The organism is Martelella lutilitoris (assembly GCF_005924265.1).
Taxonomy (GTDB): domain Bacteria; phylum Pseudomonadota; class Alphaproteobacteria; order Rhizobiales; family Rhizobiaceae; genus Martelella; species Martelella lutilitoris.
Genome location: NZ_VCLB01000008.1, coordinates 240,795 through 264,325, shown reverse-complemented (window position 1 = coordinate 264,325; position 23,531 = coordinate 240,795). Strand labels below are relative to the sequence as shown.

Sequence of the window (23,531 nt, the reverse complement as noted above, 5' to 3'; positions counted from 1 at the left end):
TGCGACCTTTTGCGGCAGATTTTGCCAATAAAGCTTTAGTGTGTTGGCTATTGTGCGGCGTTAGCGTACGAAGACATCGTTATGATTTTCGCCATCCCAGCCCTTGTCATACTCCTTGTCGCGGCCTTCGCGGTCGCCCTGCCGCTGCTGCGCAAGCCGGCAGGCGTGAGAGAAAGGTCGTCCGCAAACCAGTCCGCCGTTTATCGCGATCAGCTGCGCGAGATCGAGCGCGAGAAGAGTGAAGGCCTGCTGAGCGAGAAGGAATACGAAGCGGCGCGCGCCGAGATCGGACGACGGCTTCTTGCCGTGGCTGACAAGGGCGACCATTCCCCCACGCGAAGTGCCGGCCGCCGCGCGGGCGCATGGGGCATGGCCGCCGCCATCCTGGCGTTGATGGTCGGGGCTGGTTTCCTCTATCCCTTGCTCGGCATGCCGGGCGCGCCGGATCAGCCGCTTGCCGCGCGCATGAATGCGGACGAACCTGACCTTGCCGTGCTGGTGGCGCGTGTGGAGCAGCATCTTGCGGAAAACCCCGATGACGGACGCGGGTGGGATGTGATTGCCCCGATCTATCTGCGAGAAAGCCGATTCGAAGCGGCGGAGAACGCCTATGCCAACGCAATCCGCGTGTCCGGCGCCACAGCCGATCGCCTGGCAGGTCAGGGCGAAGCCATCGTTGCCATGAATGCGGGGATCGTGACGGACGAAGCGCTCGATATCTTCCGTCAGGCGGAAGCGCTTGACCCGAATGAATTGCGGGCGCTCTATTTCATGGCGCTTGCCGCTGAGCAATCGGGCGACAGGGCCGAAGCGGTGGAGCGGTTCAGGCGACTTGAAGGCGCGCTGCCGGAGGGCTCTCCGTGGCGCGATATGGTTGACCGCCGGATCGCCGAAAACAGCGGCGGGCGTCCTGCCGACGGCGTGGTGCCGAACGGACCCGACGAAGAGGCGGTGGTGGCCGCGTCCGAACTTTCGGATGAGGCGCGGGCCGATATGATCGACGGCATGGTCGCCGGTCTTGAGCAGAGGCTCAAAGACAATCCGGATGATATCGACGGCTGGATGCGCCTGATCCGTTCCTATAGTGTTCTTGGTAACGATGAGAAAGCGGCGTTGGCCCTTCGGCAAGCGATCGATTACTATGGGAAGGACAGCGAAAAGGGCGCGCGGCTTGCGGCTTTTGGAGATTCGCTGCAGCTATCGGGAGCAGAGCGTTGAATCGCAAGCAGAAAAGGCTGGCTGTCATTGCCGGCGGCGTCGGGTTCATAGCCGTCGCCGTGCTGTTGGTGCTGTTTGCGCTCAGCCGCAGCGTTTCCTATTTCTACATGCCGTCCGACCTGGCCGAAAAGCCGGTCGGCGAGGGGACGCGCATCAGGCTCGGCGGGCTGGTCGAGGAGGGGTCGATCAAGCGTGTCGAAAACTCCAATGTTCTCTTTACTGTGACCGACGGTTCCGGCGCTGTTGAGGTGCGGTATGCCGGTATACTGCCTGATCTGTTCCGTGAGGGACAGGGCGTCGTGACGGAAGGTCGTTTCGACCAAGACGGCGCGTTTCATGCCGATACCGTGCTCGCCAAGCATGATGAGAACTACATGCCGAAGGAAGTCGCCGACCGCCTGAAGGAAGATGGCGTCTGGGAGGGGGAGACGAGCCAGTGACAGTTGAACTCGGCCTGTTCTCGCTGATCCTTGCGCTTGCCGTGGCGTTGGTGACGTTCGCGGTGCCCGCCGTCGGTGTCAGGCGGAACAATCCGCAACTGATGTCGGTCTCCGTCAGCGGCACGCTGACACTCTTCGCCCTGGTGGCGACGTCCTTCGGCGTGCTCATCCGCAGCCATCTCGTGTCCGATTTCTCCGTGCGCAATGTCTGGGAGAATTCGCACTCGCTGATGCCGCTGGTCTACAAGTTCTCCGGCGTCTGGGGCAATCACGAGGGATCGATGATGCTCTGGCTCTTGATCCTGACGCTGTTCAGCGCGCTTGTTGCGGCCTTCAGTCGCAATCTGCCGGACGATCTCAGGGCCAATGTCCTGTCGATCCAGGCCTTGATCGCCACGGCTTTTCTCCTCTTCATCCTGTTCACCTCGAACCCGTTCCTGCGGATCTTTCCGGTACCGGGCGAGGGGCAGGATCTCAATCCGATCCTTCAGGATTTCGGTCTCGCGATCCATCCGCCGTTGCTCTATCTCGGCTATGTGGGTTTCTCCGTCTGCTTTTCCTTCGCGGTCGCGGCGCTGATCAGCGGGCGGATCGATGCGGCCTGGGCGCTGTGGGTTCGTCCCTGGGCGCTTCTGGCATGGCTGTTCCTGACGGCCGGTATCGCGATGGGCTCCTACTGGGCCTATTACGAACTGGGCTGGGGCGGCTGGTGGTTCTGGGATCCGGTCGAGAACGCCTCCTTCATGCCCTGGCTTGCCGGGACCGCGCTGCTGCATTCCGCCCTGGTCATGGAAAAGCGCGAGGCGCTGAAAATCTGGACCGTGCTCCTGTCGATCCTGACCTTCTCGCTGTCGCTGCTCGGAACCTTCCTTGTCCGGTCCGGGGTACTGACATCGGTTCATGCCTTTGCGACCGACCCAACGCGCGGCATCTTCATTCTCGCGATCCTTGCCTTTTTTGTCGGCGGCTCGCTGGCGCTGTTTGCCTTCAGGGCCCCTCTCCTGCGCGCCGGCGGCCTGTTCTCGCCGATTTCGCGCGAGGGGGCGTTGGTCTTCAACAATCTCATTTTGACGGTGGCTACGGGAACCGTGCTGACCGGCACGCTCTATCCGCTGGTTCTCGAAACGCTGACCGGCGACAAGATTTCCGTCGGCCCTCCCTTCTTCAACATGACCTTCGGCGTGTTGATGATCCCGCTGCTGCTGGCCGTTCCCTTCGGCCCGATGCTGTCGTGGAAAAGGGGCGATCTGAAAGCCGCCGGCGAGCGCCTGATGGTCGCTGCGGTTATGGCGCTCGTTCTGGCTGCCGGCTTCATCTACTACCATTCCGGCGGCCCGGTTCTCGCGGGCCTTGTCATCGCGATCGCCTTCTTCCTCATGTTCGGAGCGGCAAGCGATCTCTGGTATCGCTCGGGTTTCGGCCGCATGCCGATGGCGCGGGCATGGCCGCGATTTGTCGGCCTGCCGCGTTCCGCCTTCGGCGCGGCGCTTGCCCATTTCGGCCTCGGCGTGGCGGTTCTCGGCATCGTTGCGGTCTCGCTCTACGAGACCGAGGCGGTTCTGGAGATGACGCCGGGAATGAGCGTCGATGCCGGCGGCTACACGGTGACTTTCGATGGCATCACGCCGGTGAGAGGACCCAATTATGTCGATGAACGCGGGGCGTTTACGATTACCCGAGACGACCGGCCTGTCACCGAGAGCTTCTCTGCAAAGCGGGTCTATCTCGCCAACAACATGCCGACGACCGAAGCGGGTATATCAACCTTCGGCCTCAGCCAGCTCTATGTCTCGCTTGGCGATGAACGCGCCGATGGCGCATGGGTCGTCAGGGTGTGGTGGAAACCGTTCATCCTGTGCATCTGGCTCGGCGGCGTCGCCATGGCCGTTGGCGGCGTGGTCTCGCTGACCGACCGGCGCCTGCGCGTCGGCGCCCCGGAGCGCAGCCGCAAGCGCCGTATGGATGCGGCCGCTCATGCAGGGGCGGCGGAATGAGGTTAGGCCCCCTTCTGGCGACATTTCTCCTGTTGCTGCCTCTGGCCGTGGCCCACGCCGTCACGCCTGACGAGGTGCTGGATGATCCGGCGCTCGAGGCGCGGGCCCGCGAAATATCCGCGGAGCTGCGCTGCATGGTCTGCCAGAACCAGTCGATCGATGATTCGAATGCCGACCTGGCGCGAGATCTCAGGCTTCTCGTGCGGGCCCGCCTTGTCGACGGCGACAGCAATGAGGAAGTCATCGACTATGTCGTTTCGCGCTACGGCGAATTTGTGCTTCTGAAACCGCGCTTTTCGCCCAAGACATGGCTTTTGTGGGGCGCGCCTGCGCTTCTGATCGTGCTCGGCGGCATCGTCTTGTGGCGCTTCTCGGTCGCGCGCCGCACGCCGGACCGCCCGCTTTCCCAGGCAGAGGAGGCCCGCCTGGAGCAGCTTCTCGCCGACGGCGAAGACAATTAACAATCCGTCATTTTGCGGACAGATTTCCGTAAGGTCGCAACATTTATAGTGCCTTTATCCGATTTGAAGACAGCTTCAAAAACGTCAATCAAGGAAAAGGTAGACCCGATGCTCGACCAGACTTCCGGATACAACAAGTTCAAGCCGATTTTGAAGGCCTCGGCGCTTGCCGGCGGCGTTGCCGCTGTCCTGTTTTCGGCAGGTGCGCCGCTGACCGTTCCCGAAGCCCTCGCCGACCCGGTTTATGTCGAAGCCCCCAAGGTGCCTGGCTTTGCCGATGTGGTCGAAGCCGTCTCTCCGGCCGTCGTTTCGGTCGTTGTCGAAAGCAATGTCCAGCCGGTTGCCCAGAATGATGGCTTCGGTTTCGGCTTCGGCGGACGCGGCTTCGACAATCTTCCCGATGACCATCCGCTGAAGCGTTTCTTCAAGGATTTCGGCGCGCCGCTTGAGCCGCAGCAGCCGCCCAAGCCACGCGATGGCGGTCCGCGCCCGGTCGCGCAAGGGTCCGGCTTCTTCGTTTCCGAGGACGGCTACCTCGTCACCAACAACCACGTCGTGCGCGAGGGCGACAGCTTCTCCGTTCTGATGGATGACGGCACCGAATACGATGCCAAGCTCGTCGGCACCGATCCGCGCACCGATCTGGCCGTGCTGAAGGTCGATGCCGATCGCGATTTCACCTATGTGAATTTCGCCGATGATTCGAAGCTGCGCGTCGGTGACTGGGTGGTGGCTGTCGGCAACCCCTTCGGTCTCGGCGGCACGGTGACCTCGGGCATCGTCTCCGCGCTTGGACGTGACATCGCTTCCGGCCCTTATGACGACTACATCCAGGTCGACGCGGCGGTCAATCACGGCAATTCCGGCGGCCCGACCTTCGATCTCAACGGTGAGGTCGTCGGCATCAACACTGCGATCTTCTCGCCGTCCGGCGGCAATGTCGGCATCGCCTTCGCCATTCCTTCTCACCTGGCGCAGGACGTGGTCAACGATCTGATCGATGACGGCACCGTCGAACGCGGCTGGCTGGGCGTGCGCATTCAGCCCGTCACCGAAGACATTGCCGACGCGATCGGGCTTGCCAAGCCCGAAGGCGCGCTGATCTCCGAACCGACCTCCGACAGCCCCGGCGCCAAGGCCGGGCTCAGGCAGGGCGATGTCATCACCGCCGTCAACGGCGATGTCATCGAGGACGCGCGTTCGCTCTCGCGGATGATCGGCATGATGGAGCCTGGCGACAATGTCGAGCTTTCCGTCTGGCGCGACGGCAAATCGCAGACCATCGACGTAACGCTCGGTGAATTCCCGAGCGAGGACCAACTGGCCTCTGCCGAAGGCATGAGCGCTCCTGCCGAAAGCTCGCTGATGAGCCGAATGGGCATCGAGGTTCGCCCCTCCGAGGACGGCAAGGGCGTGACGGTCACGGCGGTCAACCCCGATTCGGATGCCGCCCAGAAGGGCCTTGCCGAAGGACAGAAGATCCTGAGCGTCAACAACAAGGACGTCGCATCGGCCCAAGACATCCTGACGCAGGTCGAAGAGGCTGCCAGCAATGGACGCAAGCAGGCGCTCTTCCAGGTCGAAACCGAAAACGGCAGCATGTTCACCGCCCTGCCGACGGGAAGCGAGAACCAGGATGCCGGTTGATCGGCGCTGAGTGAATTGCGAGGGGCGCGCGGGCAAAGGCCCGTGCGCCCCTTTGTCTTGCCGCCCTGTCGGAGTTGTCAAATGTCTGTCGATGAACCTCTCAAGACTGCTTGTAACGAAGATCGCAATGGCGATACTCTCGCCGCCATGCGCATTCTGGTTATTGAAGACGATCTTGAGGCCGCCGCCTATCTGACCAAGGCCTTTCGCGAGGCCGGCATCACCTGCGAACACGCAGGCGATGGCGAGAGCGGTTTGTTCATGGCGAGCGAGAACGAATATGACGTGCTGGTCGTCGACCGCATGCTGCCGCGTCGTGACGGGCTTTCTGTGATTTCCGCGCTGCGCGCGCGCGGCGTGCATACGCCGGTTCTGATCCTCTCCGCTCTGGGGCAGGTGGACGATCGCGTGACGGGGCTGAGGGCAGGCGGCGACGACTATCTGCCCAAGCCCTATGCCTTCTCCGAGCTTCTGGCTCGCGTCGAGGTTCTCGGCCGGCGCAAGGGCACGCCCGACCAGGACGTCGTCTACCGGGTCGGCGATCTGGAACTCGATCGCCTGTCGCACGAGGTGCGCAGGGCCGGTCGCGAGATCACGCTGCAGCCGCGCGAATACCGCCTTCTCGAATATCTGATGAAGAATGCCGGGCAGGTGGTTACCCGCACTATGCTTCTTGAGAATGTTTGGGACTATCATTTCGATCCGCAGACCAATGTGATCGACGTGCATGTCTCGCGTCTGCGCTCCAAGATCGAGAAGGATTTCGACAAGCCGCTTTTGAAGACGATCCGCGGCTCCGGCTATATGATCAAATATGATCCCTGACGTTGATCCCGAGCGATGACGGAACGCCTTCGGCTCCTGTTTAAATCCACCGCCGTCCGCCTGTCGGCCGTCTATATACTGCTGTTCGGCCTGTGCGCGGCGGTTATGGTCTTTTATGTGACGGCTGTTTCGGAGGATCTCGTTCTGCGCCAGACGAGGACGTCGCTCGAACGCGAGGTGACGCAGCTCGATCTCGCTTTCGAGAGCGGCGGCATCAGGCGCGTTTTCAACACCATCGAGAGGCGCGCGCGCCAGCCGGGCGCCAATCTTTATGTCATTGCCAGCCCGCAGGGCGAAATCCTTGCCAGCAATGTCGCATCGCTGCAGCCGGGCGTTTTGAACCGGCTCGGCTGGGTCGAGCCGCCCTTCCGCTACGAAGGTTTTGCCGAAAACAATGGCGGTCTGCACGAGAATCTCGCGGCAGGCTATGTCATTGAGCTCGACAACGGCATCCGGCTTCTGATCGGTCGCGATCTCGGCGATCCTGAACGCCTGCATATCGTCGTCCGGCAGGCGTTGCTGCTTGCGCTGATCATCATGGGCGTTGGCGCATTGGTGATCTGGTTCGCCATCGGGCGCAATGCGCTGAAGCGCATGGACCGCATGTCGAGCGCAAGCGGCAAGATCATGGCCGGCGATCTCTCCCAGCGCCTTCCCGTCACCGGGTCCGGCGATGAATTCGACCGGCTTTCCAACTCACTCAACCTGATGCTCGACCGTATCGTGCGGCTGAACGAGGGCCTGCGCCAGGTTTCCGACAATATTGCCCACGACCTGAAGACGCCGCTCACCCGTCTGCGCAACAAGGCCGCCGATGCCGCGGCGACGCAGGACCCCGATGACCGTCGCGCCGCGCTCGAGGGTATCATTGCCGAGTCGGACCAGTTGATCCGAACCTTCAACGCGCTGTTGATGATCTCCCGCGTCGAGGCGGGCGCCGTTGCCGCCGAGATGTCGGTGGTCAATCTGTCTGCGATTGTCGAGGACAGCGCCGAGCTCTACGGTCCGGTCGCCGAGGAGGCGGGTCTTGTGCTCGACTGCGCCATCGAACGCGATATCTCCGTCAGCGGCAATCGCGAACTGATTGGCCAGGCGATCTTCAATCTTCTCGACAATGCCATCAAATATTCCGAAGGCTGCGGGCAGTCGATCCATCTGTCTCTGAAGCGGGAAGGTGGGCAGGCGGTGTTCGTTGTGGCCGATAACGGGCCTGGAATTCCCCCGTCGCGCATGGACGACGTCAAGCAGCGCTTCTTCCGACTGGATGAAAGCCGGTCGAAGCCCGGCACCGGGTTGGGGCTGTCGCTGGTCGAGGCCGTGGCTTCAATGCATGGTGGCGTGTTCTCGCTGGTTGAGGCCGGGAGCCTGGTTGAGGGGTATACGGGCCTGGCGGCGGTGCTGCGCTTTGAGATCGTCAGTGAGAAGGGCATCACAGGCTAGAGCAATTCCGCGTTTCGCGGAAACGCGAAAAGGCTCTATCTCTTTGTTTTTACGCAATTCCGGACGGTGAACCGGTGTCCACTTCACCTGGAATTGCTCTAGCGCATCGGCCCGAAAATCGGAATCGATTTTCGGAAAGCACGATGCGTAGATTCAATAGGTTAGAGCGTCCTTTGTGCGTCTGAATGGACGCACGTCGCTCTAGGCCGTCGCCGCTCTGCCTCCGTCTTTTGCTTTGAGCCTGCCGTCCGCGATGTTAAGGCAGAGCAAACGGCATACGGAGGAAAAGATGAGCGACCAGGCCGGCGGCACACTGCGCGATATGGCGGGGGAACCCATGTTCCCGCTCAATGACGAACTGGCGCAGTCTGCCTTGGAAGAGATGGCTGCGGCCGTGGAAAAGTGCGGGCTTCCCGGTTTCCTTGCGGATCGTGATGACCGGCTGACGCGCTTCCTCGCTGCTTCCTTTTCGCTTTCGCCGTTTCTGTTCGACAGCTTCCGCGCCCATCCCGAACTGCTTTCCCGCATCGATGAACCGTTCCTGCTGCAGATCGACGCCGATATCGAGACGGCGCGCGCCGCCTGGCTGGACGGGGAGGGCAGGGTCAGCGACAGTGATATCATGCTGCGCCTGCGCCAGGCCAAGCGCAGGGTCGCATTCCTCACCGCGCTTGCCGATCTCGCCGGGATGATCGCGCCGGAAAAGACGACCGCTCTGCTGAGTGACTTTGCAAGCGCCTCAGTTGCCGCGACGGTGGACCATCTGCTCACATCGGCCGCCGGGGAGGGCAAGCTCGTCCTTGAGAACCCTGAGAGCCCCTCGCATCAATCGGGCATGGTCGTGCTCGGCATGGGCAAGCTTGGCGCCTGCGAACTGAACTATTCCTCCGACATCGACATCGTCGTCTTTTTCGAGCCGGAAGCGAAGATCTTCACTGACAAGGACGACCCGCGCTCGCTCGTCCCCCGGCTGATGCGCCGTCTCATCCGTATCCTGCAGGAGCGCACCGGCGACGGCTACGTGTTCCGCACCGATCTTCGCCTGAGGCCGGATCCAGGGTCGACGGCGCTGGCGATCCCGGTCGAGGCGGCGCTTCTCTATTATGAGAGCCGCGGCCAGAACTGGGAGCGGGCCGCCTTCATCAAGGCGCGGCCGATCGCCGGCGATCTCGATGCCGGCGAGGCCTTCCTCGCCGAAATGATCCCCTTCATCTTTCGCAAATATCTCGACTATGCGGCGATCGCCGATATCCATTCGATCAAGCGACAGATCCATGCCCACAAGGGTTTCGGCCTGGTCGCGGTCCATGGGCACAACGTCAAGCTCGGCCGCGGCGGCATTCGCGAGATCGAATTCTTCGTCCAGACCCAGCAGTTGATAGCCGGCGGACGCATGCCCGAACTCAGATGCCGCAGAACGGTCGATGCGCTGGAGGCGCTGCGGGAGGCGCGCTGGATCGACAAGGCCACCGCCGACGAACTGGCGCAAGCGTACTGGTTCCTGCGCAATGTCGAGCACCGCATCCAGATGGTGCGCGACGAGCAGAGCCATGTTCTGCCGGAGGACGACGCCGAACTTCTGAGAATCGCCCGGATGAGCGGGTTTGAAACCACGCAGGCGTTCTCCGGCGCGTTGCTGAAGGCGCTGAAGACTGTCGAGCGGCGCTATGCCCGCCTGTTCGAGCGGGAGGAGACGCTTTCGGGCGAGGCAGGCAATCTCGTCTTTACCGGCGAGGATGACGATCCGGGCACGCTGGAGACGCTGCGCAAGCTCGGCTTCGACCGGCCCGAGGACATCGCCCGCGTCGTGCGGACCTGGCATTACGGCCGCTATCGCGCAACGCAGACGACAAAGGCCCGCCAGCGGCTGACCGAGATCATGCCCGAACTGCTGAAAGCCTTCGGCGCAAGCCGCAGGGGCGACGAGGCGCTGCTGCGCTTCGACCGGTTTCTCTCCGGTCTGCCTGCCGGCGTCCAGCTTTTCTCGCTTCTGAAGAACAATCCGAACCTCATGCTGCTGATCGTCGAGGTGATGTCGGCGGCGCCCAGGCTCGCCGAGATCATCGCCGCGCGCGCCCATATCGTCGACGGCATGCTTGATCCGGCGCTGATGACGGAGATCCCGACGCGCGATTATCTTGCCGGTCGGCTTGAGGATTTCATGAGCGGCGTGGAGATCTATGAGGAGCGGCTGGACCGCCTCAGGATTTTTGCGGCCGAACAGCGTTTCCTGATCGGCATCCGGCTGGTGACGGGATCGATCAGCGGCTTTGCCGCCGGGCGCGCTTTGACGACGCTGGCGACTCTCGTCATCGACGAGGCGCTTCAGGGCGTTCTGGCGCAGATGCAAGAGGCGCATGGCACGGTTGACGGTCAGCGCGCTTGCGTACTCGCCATGGGCAAGCTCGGCAGTTCGGAACTGACGGCGGGCTCTGACGTCGACGTGATCGTGCTCTATGATTGCGACGATCCGCTCGCCATGTCTTCAGGTCCCAAACAGCTGGACGTGCCGCGGTATTTCGCCCGCGTCACCCAGCGCCTGGTCGCCGCCCTGAGCGCGCCGACGGCCGAAGGCGTGCTCTACGAGGTGGACATGCGGCTGCGTCCCTCCGGCAATGCCGGGCCGCTGGCGACACGGCTTGCGGCCTTCGAGAAATACCAGATGAACGAGGCCTGGACCTGGGAGCATATGGCGCTCTCGCGCGCCCATCCGCTCTGCGGAGACCCGTCGCTGATGGCCGATACCGGGGCCGTGATCGATGCCATTCTGGGGCAGACGCGCGATCACGGGAAACTTGCCCGCGACATCGCTGACATGCGCGCCCGCATCGAACGCGACAAGCCGGCAAAGAGCCCGTGGGACCTGAAGCTCATTCCCGGAGGGTTGATCGACATCGAATTCATCGCCCAGTATTGTCATCTGGCCTGCCATGTGCCGCGCGGCGAAATCGGTGGCGCGGATGCGATGACCACGGACGATGTTCTAGCGCGCTTCGGCCCGGAGGTGATGGCCACGGGCGATCTCGAGATCTGCCGCAAGGCGCTTGCGCTCTACACCGATATTGCCCAGCTGACCCGCGCCTGCCTCAACGAAGGCTTTGAGCCCGACACCGCGCCGTCCGGTCTCCTGGAGCGCCTGTGCAAGCTTGCCGATTGCCCGGATGTGAGCGCGCTCGAGGCGAAGATCGCCGATCATGCACGCGATGTGCGGGCGGTCTTCGAAAAGCTGCTTCCCTTTGCCGAGGACAAGAGCGCCTAGAGCGACGTGCGTCCATTTGGACGGACAAAGGACGCTCTAACCTATTATATCTACGCATCGTGCTTTCCGAAAATCGATTCCGATTTTCGGGCCGATGCGCTAGAGCATTTCGCAGTCAGATCGAGACATCTGACGTTAAGCGAAAATGCGTGGAAACGAATTGATAGACCGGTTCCGCGTTTACATGAACGGTGGAGCCGGTCCAGGCAGGATCAGCCGATCCTGCGCCGAATGACGGGTTCATGATCGCCGCTCCGGGCAACGGGCGCATTCGCCTTGCCCTCGAGCCGCCGAACCAAAGCCAGGAGCGTTTCGCCGCCGCTGTGAATATGGCGGGCATAGTCATTGAGCTTGCCGCCGGCCGCCTTGTCGGTCTGCGCCATCATCAGTTCGGAAAAACCGAGCACGGCGGTCAGCGCGGTTCGGATTTCGGCCGGAACGGCGGGATCTGTGAGAGCGGCCTCCTCCCGACGCGGCGCAGCGTGCTTTTCTTCGAGCGACCGCTCCAGCGATGCGCATTTCAGTTCCAGCTTGCGGCGGTCGAGCGCCATGGCGCTCACCTTTTCCCTCAGACGTTCCTGTTCGGCCTGGAGCCGGTTCTGTTCCTGGCGAAAGATCGTGACATCGGTGCCCACCGTCAGCTGTGCGCCGTCGTCGAGGCGGCAGTCGGCGATCCGCATCCACGCTCCCCCCGCGGTTCTGACCTCGGCCGCCGTGCCGCATGCGCCATGATTGCGGCGAACAATCACGGCCTGTTCCTGGTTTTCCGCGGCAAGCGCATCGTAACGCATGGCGCACTGGCCATCATCAAGGTCGTAGGCGGACCTGAAGGCGGCATTGGCAAGGTCGAGGCTTCCATCCTTGCGCCAGAGCGCCAGCGGCTGGGGCAGGGCATCAAAGGCGGCCTCAAGCATGCCAGCGCGTCCTGCGGCAGCCTCGACCGCCTTCTGGTGGCAGGATGCCTGGCGGACGACCGCGCCGGAAACGGATAGACGGTCGCGCCTGATCACGGCATGGGCGCGGAGCGCGAACAGCCCGTAGCGTCCATCCCGGCGGCGAAGGCGAAGGTCGGCCTCGATCAGCCCGTCATCGGAAGGCTTGAGCCTTCTGGAAAGCCCGAGCCGGTCATCGGGATGGACGAGGGCCAGAAGATCGCGATAGCTCATCTCGCAGTCAGCCTCGCCGAAACCGAGGGCCGCACAGGCGGATCCATCGAGGCGCGCGCGCCGGCGCGCCGGATCGAATGACCACAGCCCGGCCTCGCCGTTGGCGAGCATAAGATCGCGCGCGCCGCGCTCTGCGGACATGATGCCGGTGGTCGCATCGGCGCGGTTGATCTGAGTGTAATAGGCGTAAACCACGACAAGCAGCAGCAGCGCCATGGCGGCAAACAGGGTGACGTTGAGATTGACCTCTGCGCGCCAGACGGCATTCATCCGCTCCATTGCGTGCAGTGCGATCACCATGCCGCCGTCATTGCCGATGAGATGCATCGAGACCTGGTAGGGCGCGCCGTCGATCCGCGTTTCGACAACCTGCCCGCTGGTGCGCGGGTGGCGGGCCGAGATCAGCTCGGGAAACACCGAGGCGAGCGAACGGCCGATAAGGTCGGCGCGCGCAGGAGTTGTGGCAAGCACTGCGCCGCCGGTGTCGATCATCACGAGATCGGTATCCGGGTCGGCGATGGACCGCGCGGCAAGCGCCTGCAACCTGTCGTCGGCGGCCGTCGCATTTTCCGGCAAAAACAGGGCGGTCTCGTCTTCCAGCGCCGCAACCGCCATTGCCGAGGTCAGTTCGGTCGTATGGCGCACAGCGTCTTCCATGCGGCTATGGCTGGAAATCAGCGAGAGACCGCGCGCCAGGGCGACGCAGATGAGAAAGGCGATGATCAGATAGGGTATGGACTTCTTTAGGACCCTTTCGACCGCGGGCCGGTTGGCGGCGGCGAAAGCGCCAAGCCCCTGAAAGCCGGCCTGTTCACGGCCTGAAAGTGTCTGGCTTGCAGTGAATCCGGAGCGCAGGTTCCCGGTCACCGCGGGCTCATCCCACAGATCTGATCGTTTCATTTGCTTAAGTTCCCTCGTGTGATCCGCGAAACCGCCTTGCGAATCTACCCTAGTGAATCAAAGGTGATTCGGCTTGTCCAGCACCCTTCGGGAAGCTTTTGTTAACCATATATCAAATAAGGCTTTTTTGTGAATTGACGGCCGCCGCGAAAGCTGTTTGAGCCGGTTTCGGCGGCCGCGATGTCCGAGCGGAGGACTCGGATTACGTGTCTTGGCAAGCGCTAATTCAGCTTTTCAACATGCGATCGACGATATCGCGCAGGTTGCGGGAGAGATCGTCATGGCCGGCAATGCGTTCGATCGCCTTGCGCGCAAGCGCGCGGCGTTGAGGCTCAAGCGCCTCGAAGGAACGCATAGCCGTCATCAGTCGCGCCGTCAGCGTGGCATTGCGCCTGTCGGATGTCAGGATGAAGTCGGCGAAGAAGTCATAGGCCGCGCCGTCGGGCCGGTTGAAACCGGTCGGATTTGATGAGGCGAAGGCGCCGATGAGCGCGCGGACCCGGTTGGGGTTGGTCTCGTCGAAGGCCGTGTCGCCCATCAGCGAGGCAACGCGCTCAAGCGTCTGGCCGCCGGGCACCGTCGCCAAAGTCGAGAACCACTTGTCGAGCACCAGCGGCTCGCCGGCAAAGCGACGCCTGAAATCGGAAAGCGCGTCCTCCGCCTCGTCGGAGCCCGCGAACTGGTGCGCCAGCACCCGCATGGCGGCCAGCATGTCCGTCATGTTGTCCGCCGCCTGATAGGCGCGGCTTGCGCGCGCCGGCGTGTTCTCGGCGGCGGCGGCAAGGGCGAGAGCAGCGTTGGCGAGCGCACGGCGTCCGGCGCTTGCCGCATCGGGACTGAAGGCGCTGAGCGTGTCCATCCCGGTTGCCAGGCGAACGAAGGTCTCGCAGCCTGTTTCGGCGATGGCCCTGATAACCGTCTTGCGCGCCGTATGAATTGCGTCCGGATCGACATTGGCGCCGATCTCGCGGCCAATATCGAGTTCGCTCGGCAGTGCGAGCGCCAGGGCGCGGAAGGCGGGTTCGAGCGTTTCGTCTTCCGCCGTGGCGACAAGGACCGCGCTCAGACCCGCATCCACCGTCACCGGTTGTCCTGCCTTGACGTTTTCCGCCGCCCTGACCAGCGCCTCGAGCGCCAGCGCATTGACGGTGTCCCAGCGGGCGACCAGATCGGTCTCCGCTCCCGCGATGCGCAGCCGGTCCTCGCGCGACTGGTCGAAGCGAACCCGCACCGGCGCGGAAAAGTCGCGATTGACCGAGATGGCGGGCCGCGCGCCGATCCCTTCAAAGACGAAGGTCTGCTCGTCCTGCGTGAGCTCCAGCACGTCCTTGCGATGCGCGCCGCCGCTGATTGCCGATGCTTCCATGTCGTCGCCGTTGGGGCCGATGAGGCCGACCCTCAGCGGGATATGCAGTGGCTTCTTGATCCGTTGGCCCGGCGTCGCCGGCGTCTTCTGGCCGAGCGTCAGCCTCAGCTCGGCTTTCTCCTCGTCATAGGCGCTGTCAACCGAGATCACCGGCGTTCCGGCCTGGTGGTACCAAAGGGCGAAATGGGTCAGGTCATGGCCCGTCGCCTCTTCGAAGCACGTCAGATAGTCCTCGATGGTCACCGCGCCGCCGTCATGGCGTTCGAAGAACAGGTCGAGCCCCTTGCGAAAGCCCTCCGGCCCCAGAAGCGTGGCGATCATGCGCGAGACCTCCGAGCCCTTCTCGTAGACCGTCGTGGTGTAGAAATTGTCGATCTCGACATATTCCGTCGGGCGCACCGGGTGGGCGAGCGGCCCGCCGTCTTCCGGAAACTGGTGGGCGCGCAGGAACTTCACTTCCTCCACCCGCACGACCGGACGCGAGCGCTCGTCGGCGGAGAATTCATGCTCGCGGTAGACCGTCAGACCTTCCTTCAGGCTCAACTGGAACCAGTCGCGGCAGGTGATGCGGTTGCCGGTCCAGTTGTGGAAATATTCATGCGCCACCACGGCCTCGATCCGGGCATAATCGTCGTCGGTCGCCGTTTCCGGGTCCGCCAGGATCAGCCGGTCATTGAAAATGTTGAGCCCCTTGTTCTCCATCGCGCCCATGTTGAAATCGGAGACGGCGACGATCATGAAGATGTCGAGGTCGTATTCGCGCCCGAAGCGTTCCTCGTCCCACTTCATCGCGCGCTTGAGCGAATCCATGGCATAGCCGGCGCGTCCGGCCTTGCCGTGCTCGACATAGATCCGAAGCGTCACGTCGCGGCCCGACATGGTCTTGAACCTGTCCTCGATCATCGAAAGGTCGCCGGCGACCAGCGCGAAGAGGTAGGACGGCTTGGGGAAGGGGTCGTGCCACCTGGCCATATGCCGGCCGTCGTCGAGCCTCTGTTCTTCAACCAGGTTGCCGTTTGAAAGCAGGAGCGGGCAGGTCTTCTCGTCGGCGATGATGGTCACCGTGTAGACCGCCAGCACGTCGGGCCGGTCGTAGAAATAGGTGATGCGGCGGAAGCCCTCGGCCTCGCACTGGGTGGAGTAGATGCCGTTGGTCCGGTAGAGGCCCAGAAGCTGGCTGTTCGCGGTCGGGTTGATTCGCGTCTTGATCGTCAGCGTGAAGGCGCCGTCCTCGGGCAGGTCGCGGATCGTCAGCCTGTTGGCGTTGCTGTCATAGCGCTCGGGCAACAGCGGCTTGCCGTCAAGCGCGAGCCCGGAAAGCGCAAGGCCATCGCCGTCGAAGATCAGCGGGGCGGAAGGGTCCGCGCCGGGCCTGCGGCGCATGCGGATCTGGCTCCCCACCGTCGTCATCGTCTCGCCGAGGTCGAACACCAGGTCGACGGTCTCGATGATGAAATCGGTCGGCCGATAGTCCTTCAGGTAAACGGTCCGGTTCTTGTCCGCTTGCATGGGCTTCCTCTTCAAATCGTTATCTTCGGCGCGGCCGATCGATGCACAACAAAGCGCCCGAGGCCGAAAAATGCAAATGCTTCGCCGGATTTTCATGAAATCTGTACATGGACGCGGGAACTGGCGTAAGGAGGGCATGATTTCCGTGGCCGTCGCCGCCGCCTAACCGAACACCAGATCGCGTCATCCATGCCCTTTGAAACCAATGCCAACCCGTTGCGCGGCATCATTCTCAAACTGTCCTCGATTCTTGCCTTTCTCGGCATGCAGACCTGCATCAAGCTCGCGGGCGAGGGGATCGCGCCGGGGCAGGTCACATTCTACCGCTCCTTGTTCGGCATCGTTCCCATCATCGTCTATCTTGCCTGGCGGCATGAATTAAAGGGCGCTTACAAGACGAAACGCCCGGTCGGACATTTCCTGCGCTCGCTGATCGGCATCACCTCGATGGGGATGGGGTTTTACGGGCTGATGCACTTGCCGTTGCCCGAGGTGATCGCCCTCGGCTATGCGCTGCCGTTGCTCTCGGTCGTCTTTGCCGCCCTGCTTCTGGGCGAGGTGGTGCGTATCTATCGCTGGTCGGCCGTCGGCGTCGGGCTCTTTGGCGTGATGATCATCTCCTGGCCCAAGCTCACGCTGTTTCGCCAGGGCGGCATCGGCTCGGAAGAGGCGCTTGCCGTCGTGCTTGTTCTAGCGGGCGCGGCGCTTGGCGCGCTGGCGATGATCCAGGTCCGTCGCCTACTGGTGACCGAGAAGGGCCCGACGATCGTGCTCTATTTCTCGACCTTTGCCGCGCTGCTGTCGCTTGCGACGCTGCCCTTCGGCTGGGCCTCGCTGGGCTTCTGGCCGCTCGTCCTGCTCATTCTTTCGGGTCTCTTCGGCGGCGTCGGCCAGATCATGATGACCGAGAGCTATCGCTTCGCAGATGCCTCGACGATCGCGCCATTCGACTACAGCTCGATCATTTTCGGCATTCTGATTTCGTTGTTCGTCTTCGGCGAGATCCCGACGCTGAACACGATCGCCGGCTCCGTCTTCGTCGTCGGCGCCGGCATCTTCATCATCTTCCGCGAGCACAGGCTGGGGCTGGAACGGCGGAAGATCCGCCGCGTTTCCTCCTCGCAAAACCCTAGCTGAGACCCTATTCGCTCTGGGCGGGATCGTAGTCGGTCTCGTAATCCACAGCGATGCTGCCTGCCGGGTCCGTACCGCGCATCGGCACGGCGATCGCGTGGAAGTCAGTGCGCTCGTCCGGGGCGACCGTCGGATTGCCCTTCATGACGCGCCAGGCGGCATAGGCCGCGTAGATGGCGAAACCGATCGACAGATAGAGCATCAGTCCGCGCGGACCGGCAAGCTCCATCGCGCCGCCGCCGATCAGGGGGCCGGCGACGGTGCCGAGGCCGTAAAGCACCATGAGCGAGCTCGAAATCGTCACATATTCGCTCGGATCGGCGCGGTCATTGGCGTGGGCGACGTTGAGCGCGTAGATCGGATAGAGCATCGAGCCGACGATGAAGGCCGTGCCGTAGAGCAGGCGCGGCGTGTCCGGCGACATGAAGAACATGGCGCAGGCGGCAACGACGCCGATCACGCCGCAGGCGATCATCACATAACGCCGGTCGGTGAGGTCCGAGATGCGCCCGATCGGGATCTGCCCGAGCGCGCCGCCGGCAAGCACGAAGGCAAGCAGCGTGGCGCCCTGGCCGGTGGTGAAGCCGCTCTGCGTGGTGTAGACGCCGCCGAGGCTCGCCCAGGTGCCGGACAGGATCCCGGCGAGAACCGCTCCGACGGCGGCAACCGGCGAGCGCCGGTAAAGCTTGCCGAGCCCGAACTGAACCTGCGCGATCGGCGCGGGCGATTGCGCGGTCGAGAGCGCCGTCGGAAGAATGGCGACGGCGAAGACGATGCCGCAGACGATGAACAGCGTCGTATTGAGCGGGTCGCCAAGCGGCACGAGATACTGACCGCCGATCGAACCGGCAAGCGTCACCATCATGTAGATCGAAAAGACCGAGCCGCGGGTCTCGTTCGTCACGCGTTCGTTCAGCCAGCTTTCGATCACCAGATAGCAGCCGGCGACGGCGAAACCGGAGATCGCGCGGAAGGCGATCCAGGCATGCCAGTCAACGAGCAGCGAACTGGCAAGGATCGAGGCCGTCAGCAGCGTGATCAGGGCGCCGAACACGCGGACATGGCCAACCCGCAGCACCAGTTTCGGGGTGACGATGCATGACACGGTGAAGCCCACCGTATAGCCGGTCGCGATCACCGAAATCAGGAAGGAGGACCAGCCTTCGGCGACTGAGCGCACCGGGACGAGATAGTTCATCAGTCCGTAGCCGACCATCATCAGCATGGTGGAGAGCATCAGGGAGGTGATGGAGACGAGACTGGCAAACATGGTTTTCGCTCGCTGCGGTGTTTTTGCGTTTCTCAGGTTTCCGCCGGAAGCACGGCCAGCGCGGCGACTTCCGGCGCTATAGGGTTTAAAAGACCTGCCCGCAACCGCCCGCGGGCGTTTTTTGCGTCTGTATTTTCCCGCCGCTATCCAGTAGGGTCGCTCCCAACCTCAAGGCCGGAGGCAGCGCAGCTTCCGGCACAACAGCGCCGACAAGCCTATAAGAACAATGCCGCTTTCCGCAGAAACGATCGCGCAACATCCCGCCTTTCTCCCATCACTTTCGCTTTACGGCGAAAGGCTTGCCGGCGTTTACCAGGAAAACCAGCGCCTCGGCGCGAATTTCGGTTCGCAGCGCCGTTGGCTGATTTCCCAAGCGGCGCTTGCCCTCTACTGGGGCGGACACGAAGGCCTGACGGTCAACAGCCTGATCGAGGCGTTGAAGCCGTTCAAGGTCGCCAGCCCGAACACCATTCGCGACTATGTCGATGAATCGCTCACCTATGGATTTTTACGGCCGGATCCCGAGCGCGACAGCCTCAGGCCGCGCTATTTCGAACCGACGCGTCCGGTCTATGTGGCCATCGGGCAATGGCTTGCCGCCAATCTCATGATGCTGGACGCAATCGATGGACAGGACCGGGCGGCGGCCTTGGCTGCGCACGCCGAGATGATCCCGGTCATCCAGCCGCGTCTCGCTCTGGCTTGTCTGCACGATGCCGCCTGGCGCGAACCGCCGCCGCGCGTCGCTCTTCTGCAGAAATCGATTTCGGGCGGTTTGGTGATGGACAACATCATCGTTATGGTCGGTCGCGAGCGGCCGGAAGAGGGGCGCTATCTGATCCCGGCCCTCAATGCTCGGGAAATGGCGAAGCGGATCCTGATCTCGCGCACGCATCTGCAGCGCATCCTGCGCAAGGTCGTCAATGTCGGCGCGATCGGCTGGAGCGGACGGCCGTTTGAAAGCGCCATGTGGGTCGATGGCGCTTTTATCGCCGAATATTGCCGTTGGCAGGCGGTCAAGTCGCACCACCTCGATGAGGCGTTTGCATTCGCGACCGGAGACCTGATAGATTAGTCGTTACAATATCGCGTCAGACCATTTTTGGTAAAATGCCGCCTCGGCGTCGAATGTGCCCAATATGTGCTGGGTTTGGCGTTTAATATGCGATTTACCTCGCGGGCTTATCATGCTTGTCTTGATGCCCGCACACGACGTGCCCGGCCATCGCCGTGACAGATGATTTGAATTGGACCCGTCCCGGCGCTGAAACGCTCGACTGGACAAACGGATGCAACTGATGAATTCCGAATTGCCTCAGACAGCTGAAAACAGACCGGTGGTTCAGACACTCAACCGGGCGCCTGAATGTATCTTGCTGGTCGACCCCAATGGCACGATCGAGATCGCCAATGCCGCCGCCCTTTCGCTGCTTCGGGCGGATGAGGCCGATGTCTGCGGAACGGCGCTGACCTCATGGTTTTCGCGGGCTGATGGCCAGGAAATCGATCGGGCGATGACGCGCGTGCTCTCCGATGAGCCGGGCAGCCGGCTCGAGGAAGTCTCGGCCGAGTTCGCCGTCGGGCCGCAAGGGCGCTCGCAGCTTTCTCTCGCCCGAATGCGCCACCGCGATGCCGTTTGCGTGGTGATCTCCCGTCCGGCCGCGCAACAGGAGCGTCCGCGACGGACCGCTGCCATGCCGCGGGTGAGCGAAAGCGAACTGGATCGCCGAAGCGAAACCGCGTCGCCGGTCCGCACAGCCCGGCCCAGGGCGCAGCAAGCCGAGGCGAACCCGTCCCATCTCGGGACGATCAACGGTCACATGCCCTGGAATCCGGGGCGTAGCCGTCCGGAGAAGGCGCCGGCACGGCCGCACCGCATCATCGCGAACGGGTTTTTCAGCGCCTCAGTGCCCGAGGAAGAACCCCTTGATGATCTCAAGGAGGCCCGGTTCAGCAAGGCTTCGCCTGACATGACGAAACCTTCGCTCGCCGAAGAGCAAAAGATCAGGAATGCTGACAGCGCTAACAAGCCTGAGCGCGCGCCGGCTACCAATGTCGCTCCGGTCTCGGCTGCGTCAGCCCTCAGGCGCGACATCTTCGCGGAGTTCGAATCCGAGCGCGATCGAAAGGAACGCGAGCAGGACATCCCGCTGATCTCTCCGGCGAAGTGTCTGCTTGACTCGCTTGAGCGCCATCGCGGCGAAGCGGTGGCGGAAAGCGTCATGCTGACCACGGCGATCGACGACGGCGGTCTCGGCTACCCGCTCGACGAAGAGCTTCTGACAACGCTGTTCTCTCATCTTGTCGAGCGGCTGATCGCGGTTTCCCCGCCCTATTGCGATGCCCGGGTGACGCTCAAGCCTTCCGAATCCGACGGGTTCAGGGCCGAATTTTCCGATATCGGCAGGGGGCTCAGCGAAAGCGAGCTTGAGGCGGTGTTCAAGCAGCCGGAGCTGACGATGGGCATCTCTCACACATGCCTTGTCGAGGCGCAGGATGCCGCATCCAGGCTCGGGCTCAAATTTTCGATCCGCACCGCCATCGAGAGCGGCACCACTGTCGAAGTCACCTTCATCGACTAGAGCAATGTGCAGTCAGATGGAAATATCTGGCGTTATGCGAAATGCATCAAGACAAAGAGATCGATCGTTTTGGCTTGAAGCATGAAGCAAAGCCAGGACCCGGACGCAGAAAAGCCGGGACATATCCCGGCTTTTCAATCAATCCGTGAATTTCCGTATCCGCCGTCGCCCGATCAGGCGCCGAGGGCCCGCATTGCCGGGCGGCGCGTGCTGGCATCGTGATGGCCGAGTGCCTTGGCAAAGCCCTTGGCGATCGCGCGGTCGATGCCCCGCTGGCCGTGATAGCCATTGGTCGAGCGTCCGAGTTCGAGAGAAAAGCGCGTGTTCTGCATAAGGGTTGCGTCCATGTCCTGTGCGTATCTCATTGCCTTGGTTCCGTTGGTCCTCCCAAGACATGTCCCCTTATCCATGAAACGGCCGGAACCAGCAATGGTCCCTGCCGTAGGGCAGCCATGCGTCACATGCATGCCGGCGTTAACCCTTCAGAAACTGAGTATTTTCTGGGCACTCAAGAAGAGAGGGCGTTCAGCCAAGGCGCGCCCTGAACGACAGAAGGTCCTGCCAGGCCGGCTTCTTGTTGGCGGGCGCGGCCAGAAGCTCGGTCGGGGAGAAGGTCACGAGCGCCTCGACCGCATGGCTGTCGACATTCAGCGCGTGCCATTCGCCGCGCAGGTTGAACACCGTCTTGTCGGCATCGATCAGCATGCGGCTGGCGAAATTTCCGAGCACCAGAAGATGGCGCGGTTCGGCAAGCGCGATCTGGCGTTTCAGGAAGGGCCGGCAGATATCCACCTCCGACTGGGTGGGGCTGCGGTCGCCAGGCGTGCGCCAGGGAAGGGCAGTGGTGACGGCGACATCCTCGCGGGAAAGGCCGATTGCAGCGAGCATGCGTTCGAAGAGGCTGCCGGCGCGGCCGGCAAGCGGTGCGCCGTTGCGGTCGTCGTCCCCGGCCGGATAGCCGCATATTGCCAGTATGCCGCTTTCCGGCATGGCGTCGAGCGTGATGGTGGAGCGGGCATTGTGTTTGAGATTGCAGCTGGAAAACCCGTCCAGAACCGTCTTGAGCTCGGCAAGCGAGCGGGCGCTTTCGGCGGCGAACTGCGCATCGGAGACGGCCTTGTCGTCCGGAATGGTCGTCGTGCCGATGGCGGGGCGCGCGACAGCGGCGGGACGGGCGGCCGGGGAAGCCGCCTGCGTTTCGCGCTGCGGGGCGGCCGGACGCTTCTCCACGGGCGCAGGCGTTTCGGCGCGCGCCGCAAGGTCGATGGCGGCGTCTTCCAGAAGCGCGTCAACCCCGGCATCTGCGTAGAAATGCAGAAGGGCGGCCGCCTCGTGTGCTGTCAAATCCCGTGCGGATATCATCGGTCGGTTCCATGGGGCGACCATCCGGCCGCCCGGCCATGCATTGAACTCAAATCGCGTGCGTCGCGCCGCCGTCGCAGCGGATCAGGCTGCCGGTCAGGTAGCTCGCCTGCCTGGAGCAGAGGAAGGCTGCGATGCTGGCGAATTCCTCGACCCGCCCCAGCCTTCCGGCCGGGATCGTCGAAAGCGTGGCCTTGCGCACCTCGGCAAGGCTCCTTCCCGAGCGCTCGGCATTGGCATGGTCGAGTTCGTCGATCCGGTCGGTATGGATGCGCCCCGGCAGAAGCATGTTCGCGGTGATGCCGGACGCGGCGACCTCGCTCGACAGCGTCTTGTTCCAGCCGACCAGCGCGGAACGCAGCGTGTTGGAGAGCGCAAGGTTCGGGATCGGCTCGATCACGCCGCTCGAGGCGACGGTGACGATCCGGCCCCAACCCTTTTCCTTCATCTGCGGCACAAGCGCATTGGTGAGCGTGATGATCGGCGAAACCATGGAGCGGAAGAAATTGTCGAGCCGTTCAGGGCTCATCTCGGCGACGGTGCCGGGCGTCGGGCCGCCGGAATTATTGACGAGGATATCGACGCCGCCGAGCTTCTCCCCGATGGCCGACAGCAGGTCCTCGACGAACGTGTCCTGGGCGATATCAGCCACGACGAAATCGGCCTTGCCGGGCGTCGTTTCATTGATCACTTTGCAGTTGGTCTGAAGCCGGTCTTCGGTGCGCCCGCAGAGAAGCACATGCACGCCTTCCCTCGCCAGCGCCTCGGCGATGCCGGCGCCCAGCCCGCGCGAGGAGGCGAGCACGACGGCCTTCTTGTCGGCAATACCAAAATCCATGAAATAAACTCCCCTGGCCGGAACCGGCCGACGCTTTGAAAAATGAACCGCGGAAATTGGCTTTCACCATAGACGCCCGCCATGTCGTCAATCAATCATTATCGGACGTTTGCGCGGGCG

At 62.9% G+C, this 23,531-nt stretch carries 17 protein-coding genes; 11 read left to right on the top strand and 6 right to left on the bottom strand.

Annotated features, from left to right (window positions below; genetic code table 11):
- The first annotated feature begins 81 nt into the window (after positions 1-81).
- From ccmI to FF124_RS15785, 8 genes are all read left to right on the top strand, one after another.
- Positions 82-1,218, top strand: a complete 1,137-nt coding sequence (ccmI, locus tag FF124_RS15820) for a c-type cytochrome biogenesis protein CcmI (RefSeq protein ID WP_138749449.1) — start codon at positions 82-84, stop codon at positions 1,216-1,218.
- Entirely contained in the window at positions 1,215-1,658 is a 444-nt protein-coding gene (ccmE, locus tag FF124_RS15815; RefSeq protein ID WP_138749448.1) for a cytochrome c maturation protein CcmE, read from the top strand. The genes ccmI and ccmE overlap by 4 nt, the downstream gene beginning before the upstream one ends.
- Positions 1,655-3,652, top strand: a complete 1,998-nt coding sequence (locus FF124_RS15810) for a heme lyase CcmF/NrfE family subunit (RefSeq protein ID WP_138749447.1) — start codon at positions 1,655-1,657, stop codon at positions 3,650-3,652. Before ccmE ends, FF124_RS15810 begins: the two co-directional genes overlap by 4 nt.
- Positions 3,649-4,113: a cytochrome c-type biogenesis protein gene (locus FF124_RS15805; protein WP_138749446.1), complete on the top strand. Its 465-nt coding sequence runs from the start codon at positions 3,649-3,651 to the stop codon at positions 4,111-4,113. The genes FF124_RS15810 and FF124_RS15805 overlap by 4 nt, the downstream gene beginning before the upstream one ends.
- 108 nt (positions 4,114-4,221) lie before the next feature.
- Positions 4,222-5,760, top strand: a complete 1,539-nt coding sequence (locus FF124_RS15800; protein ID WP_138749445.1) for a Do family serine endopeptidase — start codon at positions 4,222-4,224, stop codon at positions 5,758-5,760.
- A gap of 147 nt (positions 5,761-5,907) precedes the next feature.
- Positions 5,908-6,585, top strand: a complete 678-nt coding sequence (locus tag FF124_RS15795) for a response regulator transcription factor (protein WP_138749523.1) — start codon at positions 5,908-5,910, stop codon at positions 6,583-6,585.
- Between the two features lie 15 nt (positions 6,586-6,600).
- On the top strand, positions 6,601-8,025 hold the full coding sequence (locus FF124_RS15790; protein WP_138749444.1) for a sensor histidine kinase: 1,425 nt from the start codon (positions 6,601-6,603) through the stop codon (positions 8,023-8,025).
- A gap of 289 nt (positions 8,026-8,314) precedes the next feature.
- Complete coding sequence (locus tag FF124_RS15785) at positions 8,315-11,284, top strand: bifunctional [glutamine synthetase] adenylyltransferase/[glutamine synthetase]-adenylyl-L-tyrosine phosphorylase (protein WP_138749443.1); 2,970 nt, start codon at positions 8,315-8,317, stop codon at positions 11,282-11,284.
- Between the two features lie 212 nt (positions 11,285-11,496).
- Here FF124_RS15785 and FF124_RS15780 read toward each other — a convergent pair whose 3' ends face one another.
- Together FF124_RS15780 and pepN are read right to left on the bottom strand one after the other, a co-directional pair.
- Positions 11,497-13,350, bottom strand: a complete 1,854-nt coding sequence (locus FF124_RS15780) for a PAS domain-containing protein (protein ID WP_138749442.1) — start codon at positions 13,348-13,350, stop codon at positions 11,497-11,499.
- A 226-nt stretch (positions 13,351-13,576) separates the two neighbouring features.
- Positions 13,577-16,225 (bottom strand): aminopeptidase N, encoded by a 2,649-nt coding sequence (pepN, locus tag FF124_RS15775; RefSeq protein WP_138749441.1) that lies wholly within the window; start codon positions 16,223-16,225, stop codon positions 13,577-13,579.
- Between the two features lie 189 nt (positions 16,226-16,414).
- Between pepN and FF124_RS15770 the strand changes: the two genes are divergently transcribed.
- A complete protein-coding gene (locus FF124_RS15770; RefSeq protein ID WP_138749440.1) occupies positions 16,415-17,362 on the top strand; it encodes a DMT family transporter in 948 nt (315 codons plus the stop codon).
- 4 nt (positions 17,363-17,366) lie between these two features.
- Here the strand turns inward: FF124_RS15770 and FF124_RS15765 are convergent, their stop codons facing one another.
- A complete protein-coding gene (locus FF124_RS15765; protein ID WP_138749439.1) occupies positions 17,367-18,629 on the bottom strand; it encodes an MFS transporter in 1,263 nt (420 codons plus the stop codon).
- 226 nt (positions 18,630-18,855) lie between these two features.
- Here FF124_RS15765 and FF124_RS15760 point away from each other — a divergent pair, with 226 nt between their 5' ends.
- Positions 18,856-19,704, top strand: coding sequence for a hypothetical protein (locus tag FF124_RS15760; RefSeq protein WP_138749438.1), 849 nt, complete (start codon positions 18,856-18,858; stop codon positions 19,702-19,704).
- A gap of 262 nt (positions 19,705-19,966) precedes the next feature.
- Positions 19,967-21,211 (top strand): PAS domain-containing protein, encoded by a 1,245-nt coding sequence (locus FF124_RS15755; RefSeq protein ID WP_187326973.1) that lies wholly within the window; start codon positions 19,967-19,969, stop codon positions 21,209-21,211.
- Between the two features lie 173 nt (positions 21,212-21,384).
- On the opposite strand, the gene FF124_RS15750 is transcribed toward FF124_RS15755, so the two are convergent.
- The 3 genes from FF124_RS15750 to FF124_RS15740 form a co-directional block, all read right to left on the bottom strand.
- Complete coding sequence (locus FF124_RS15750; RefSeq protein ID WP_138749436.1) at positions 21,385-21,576, bottom strand: hypothetical protein; 192 nt, start codon at positions 21,574-21,576, stop codon at positions 21,385-21,387.
- Positions 21,577-21,736: 160 nt separating this feature from the next.
- Positions 21,737-22,573 (bottom strand): uracil-DNA glycosylase, encoded by an 837-nt coding sequence (locus tag FF124_RS15745; RefSeq protein WP_138749435.1) that lies wholly within the window; start codon positions 22,571-22,573, stop codon positions 21,737-21,739.
- A gap of 49 nt (positions 22,574-22,622) precedes the next feature.
- Positions 22,623-23,411 carry an SDR family oxidoreductase gene (locus tag FF124_RS15740; protein WP_138749434.1) on the bottom strand — a complete coding sequence of 263 codons (789 nt, stop codon included), beginning with the start codon at positions 23,409-23,411 and terminating at the stop codon, positions 22,623-22,625.
- Positions 23,412-23,531: the final 120 nt, after the last annotated feature.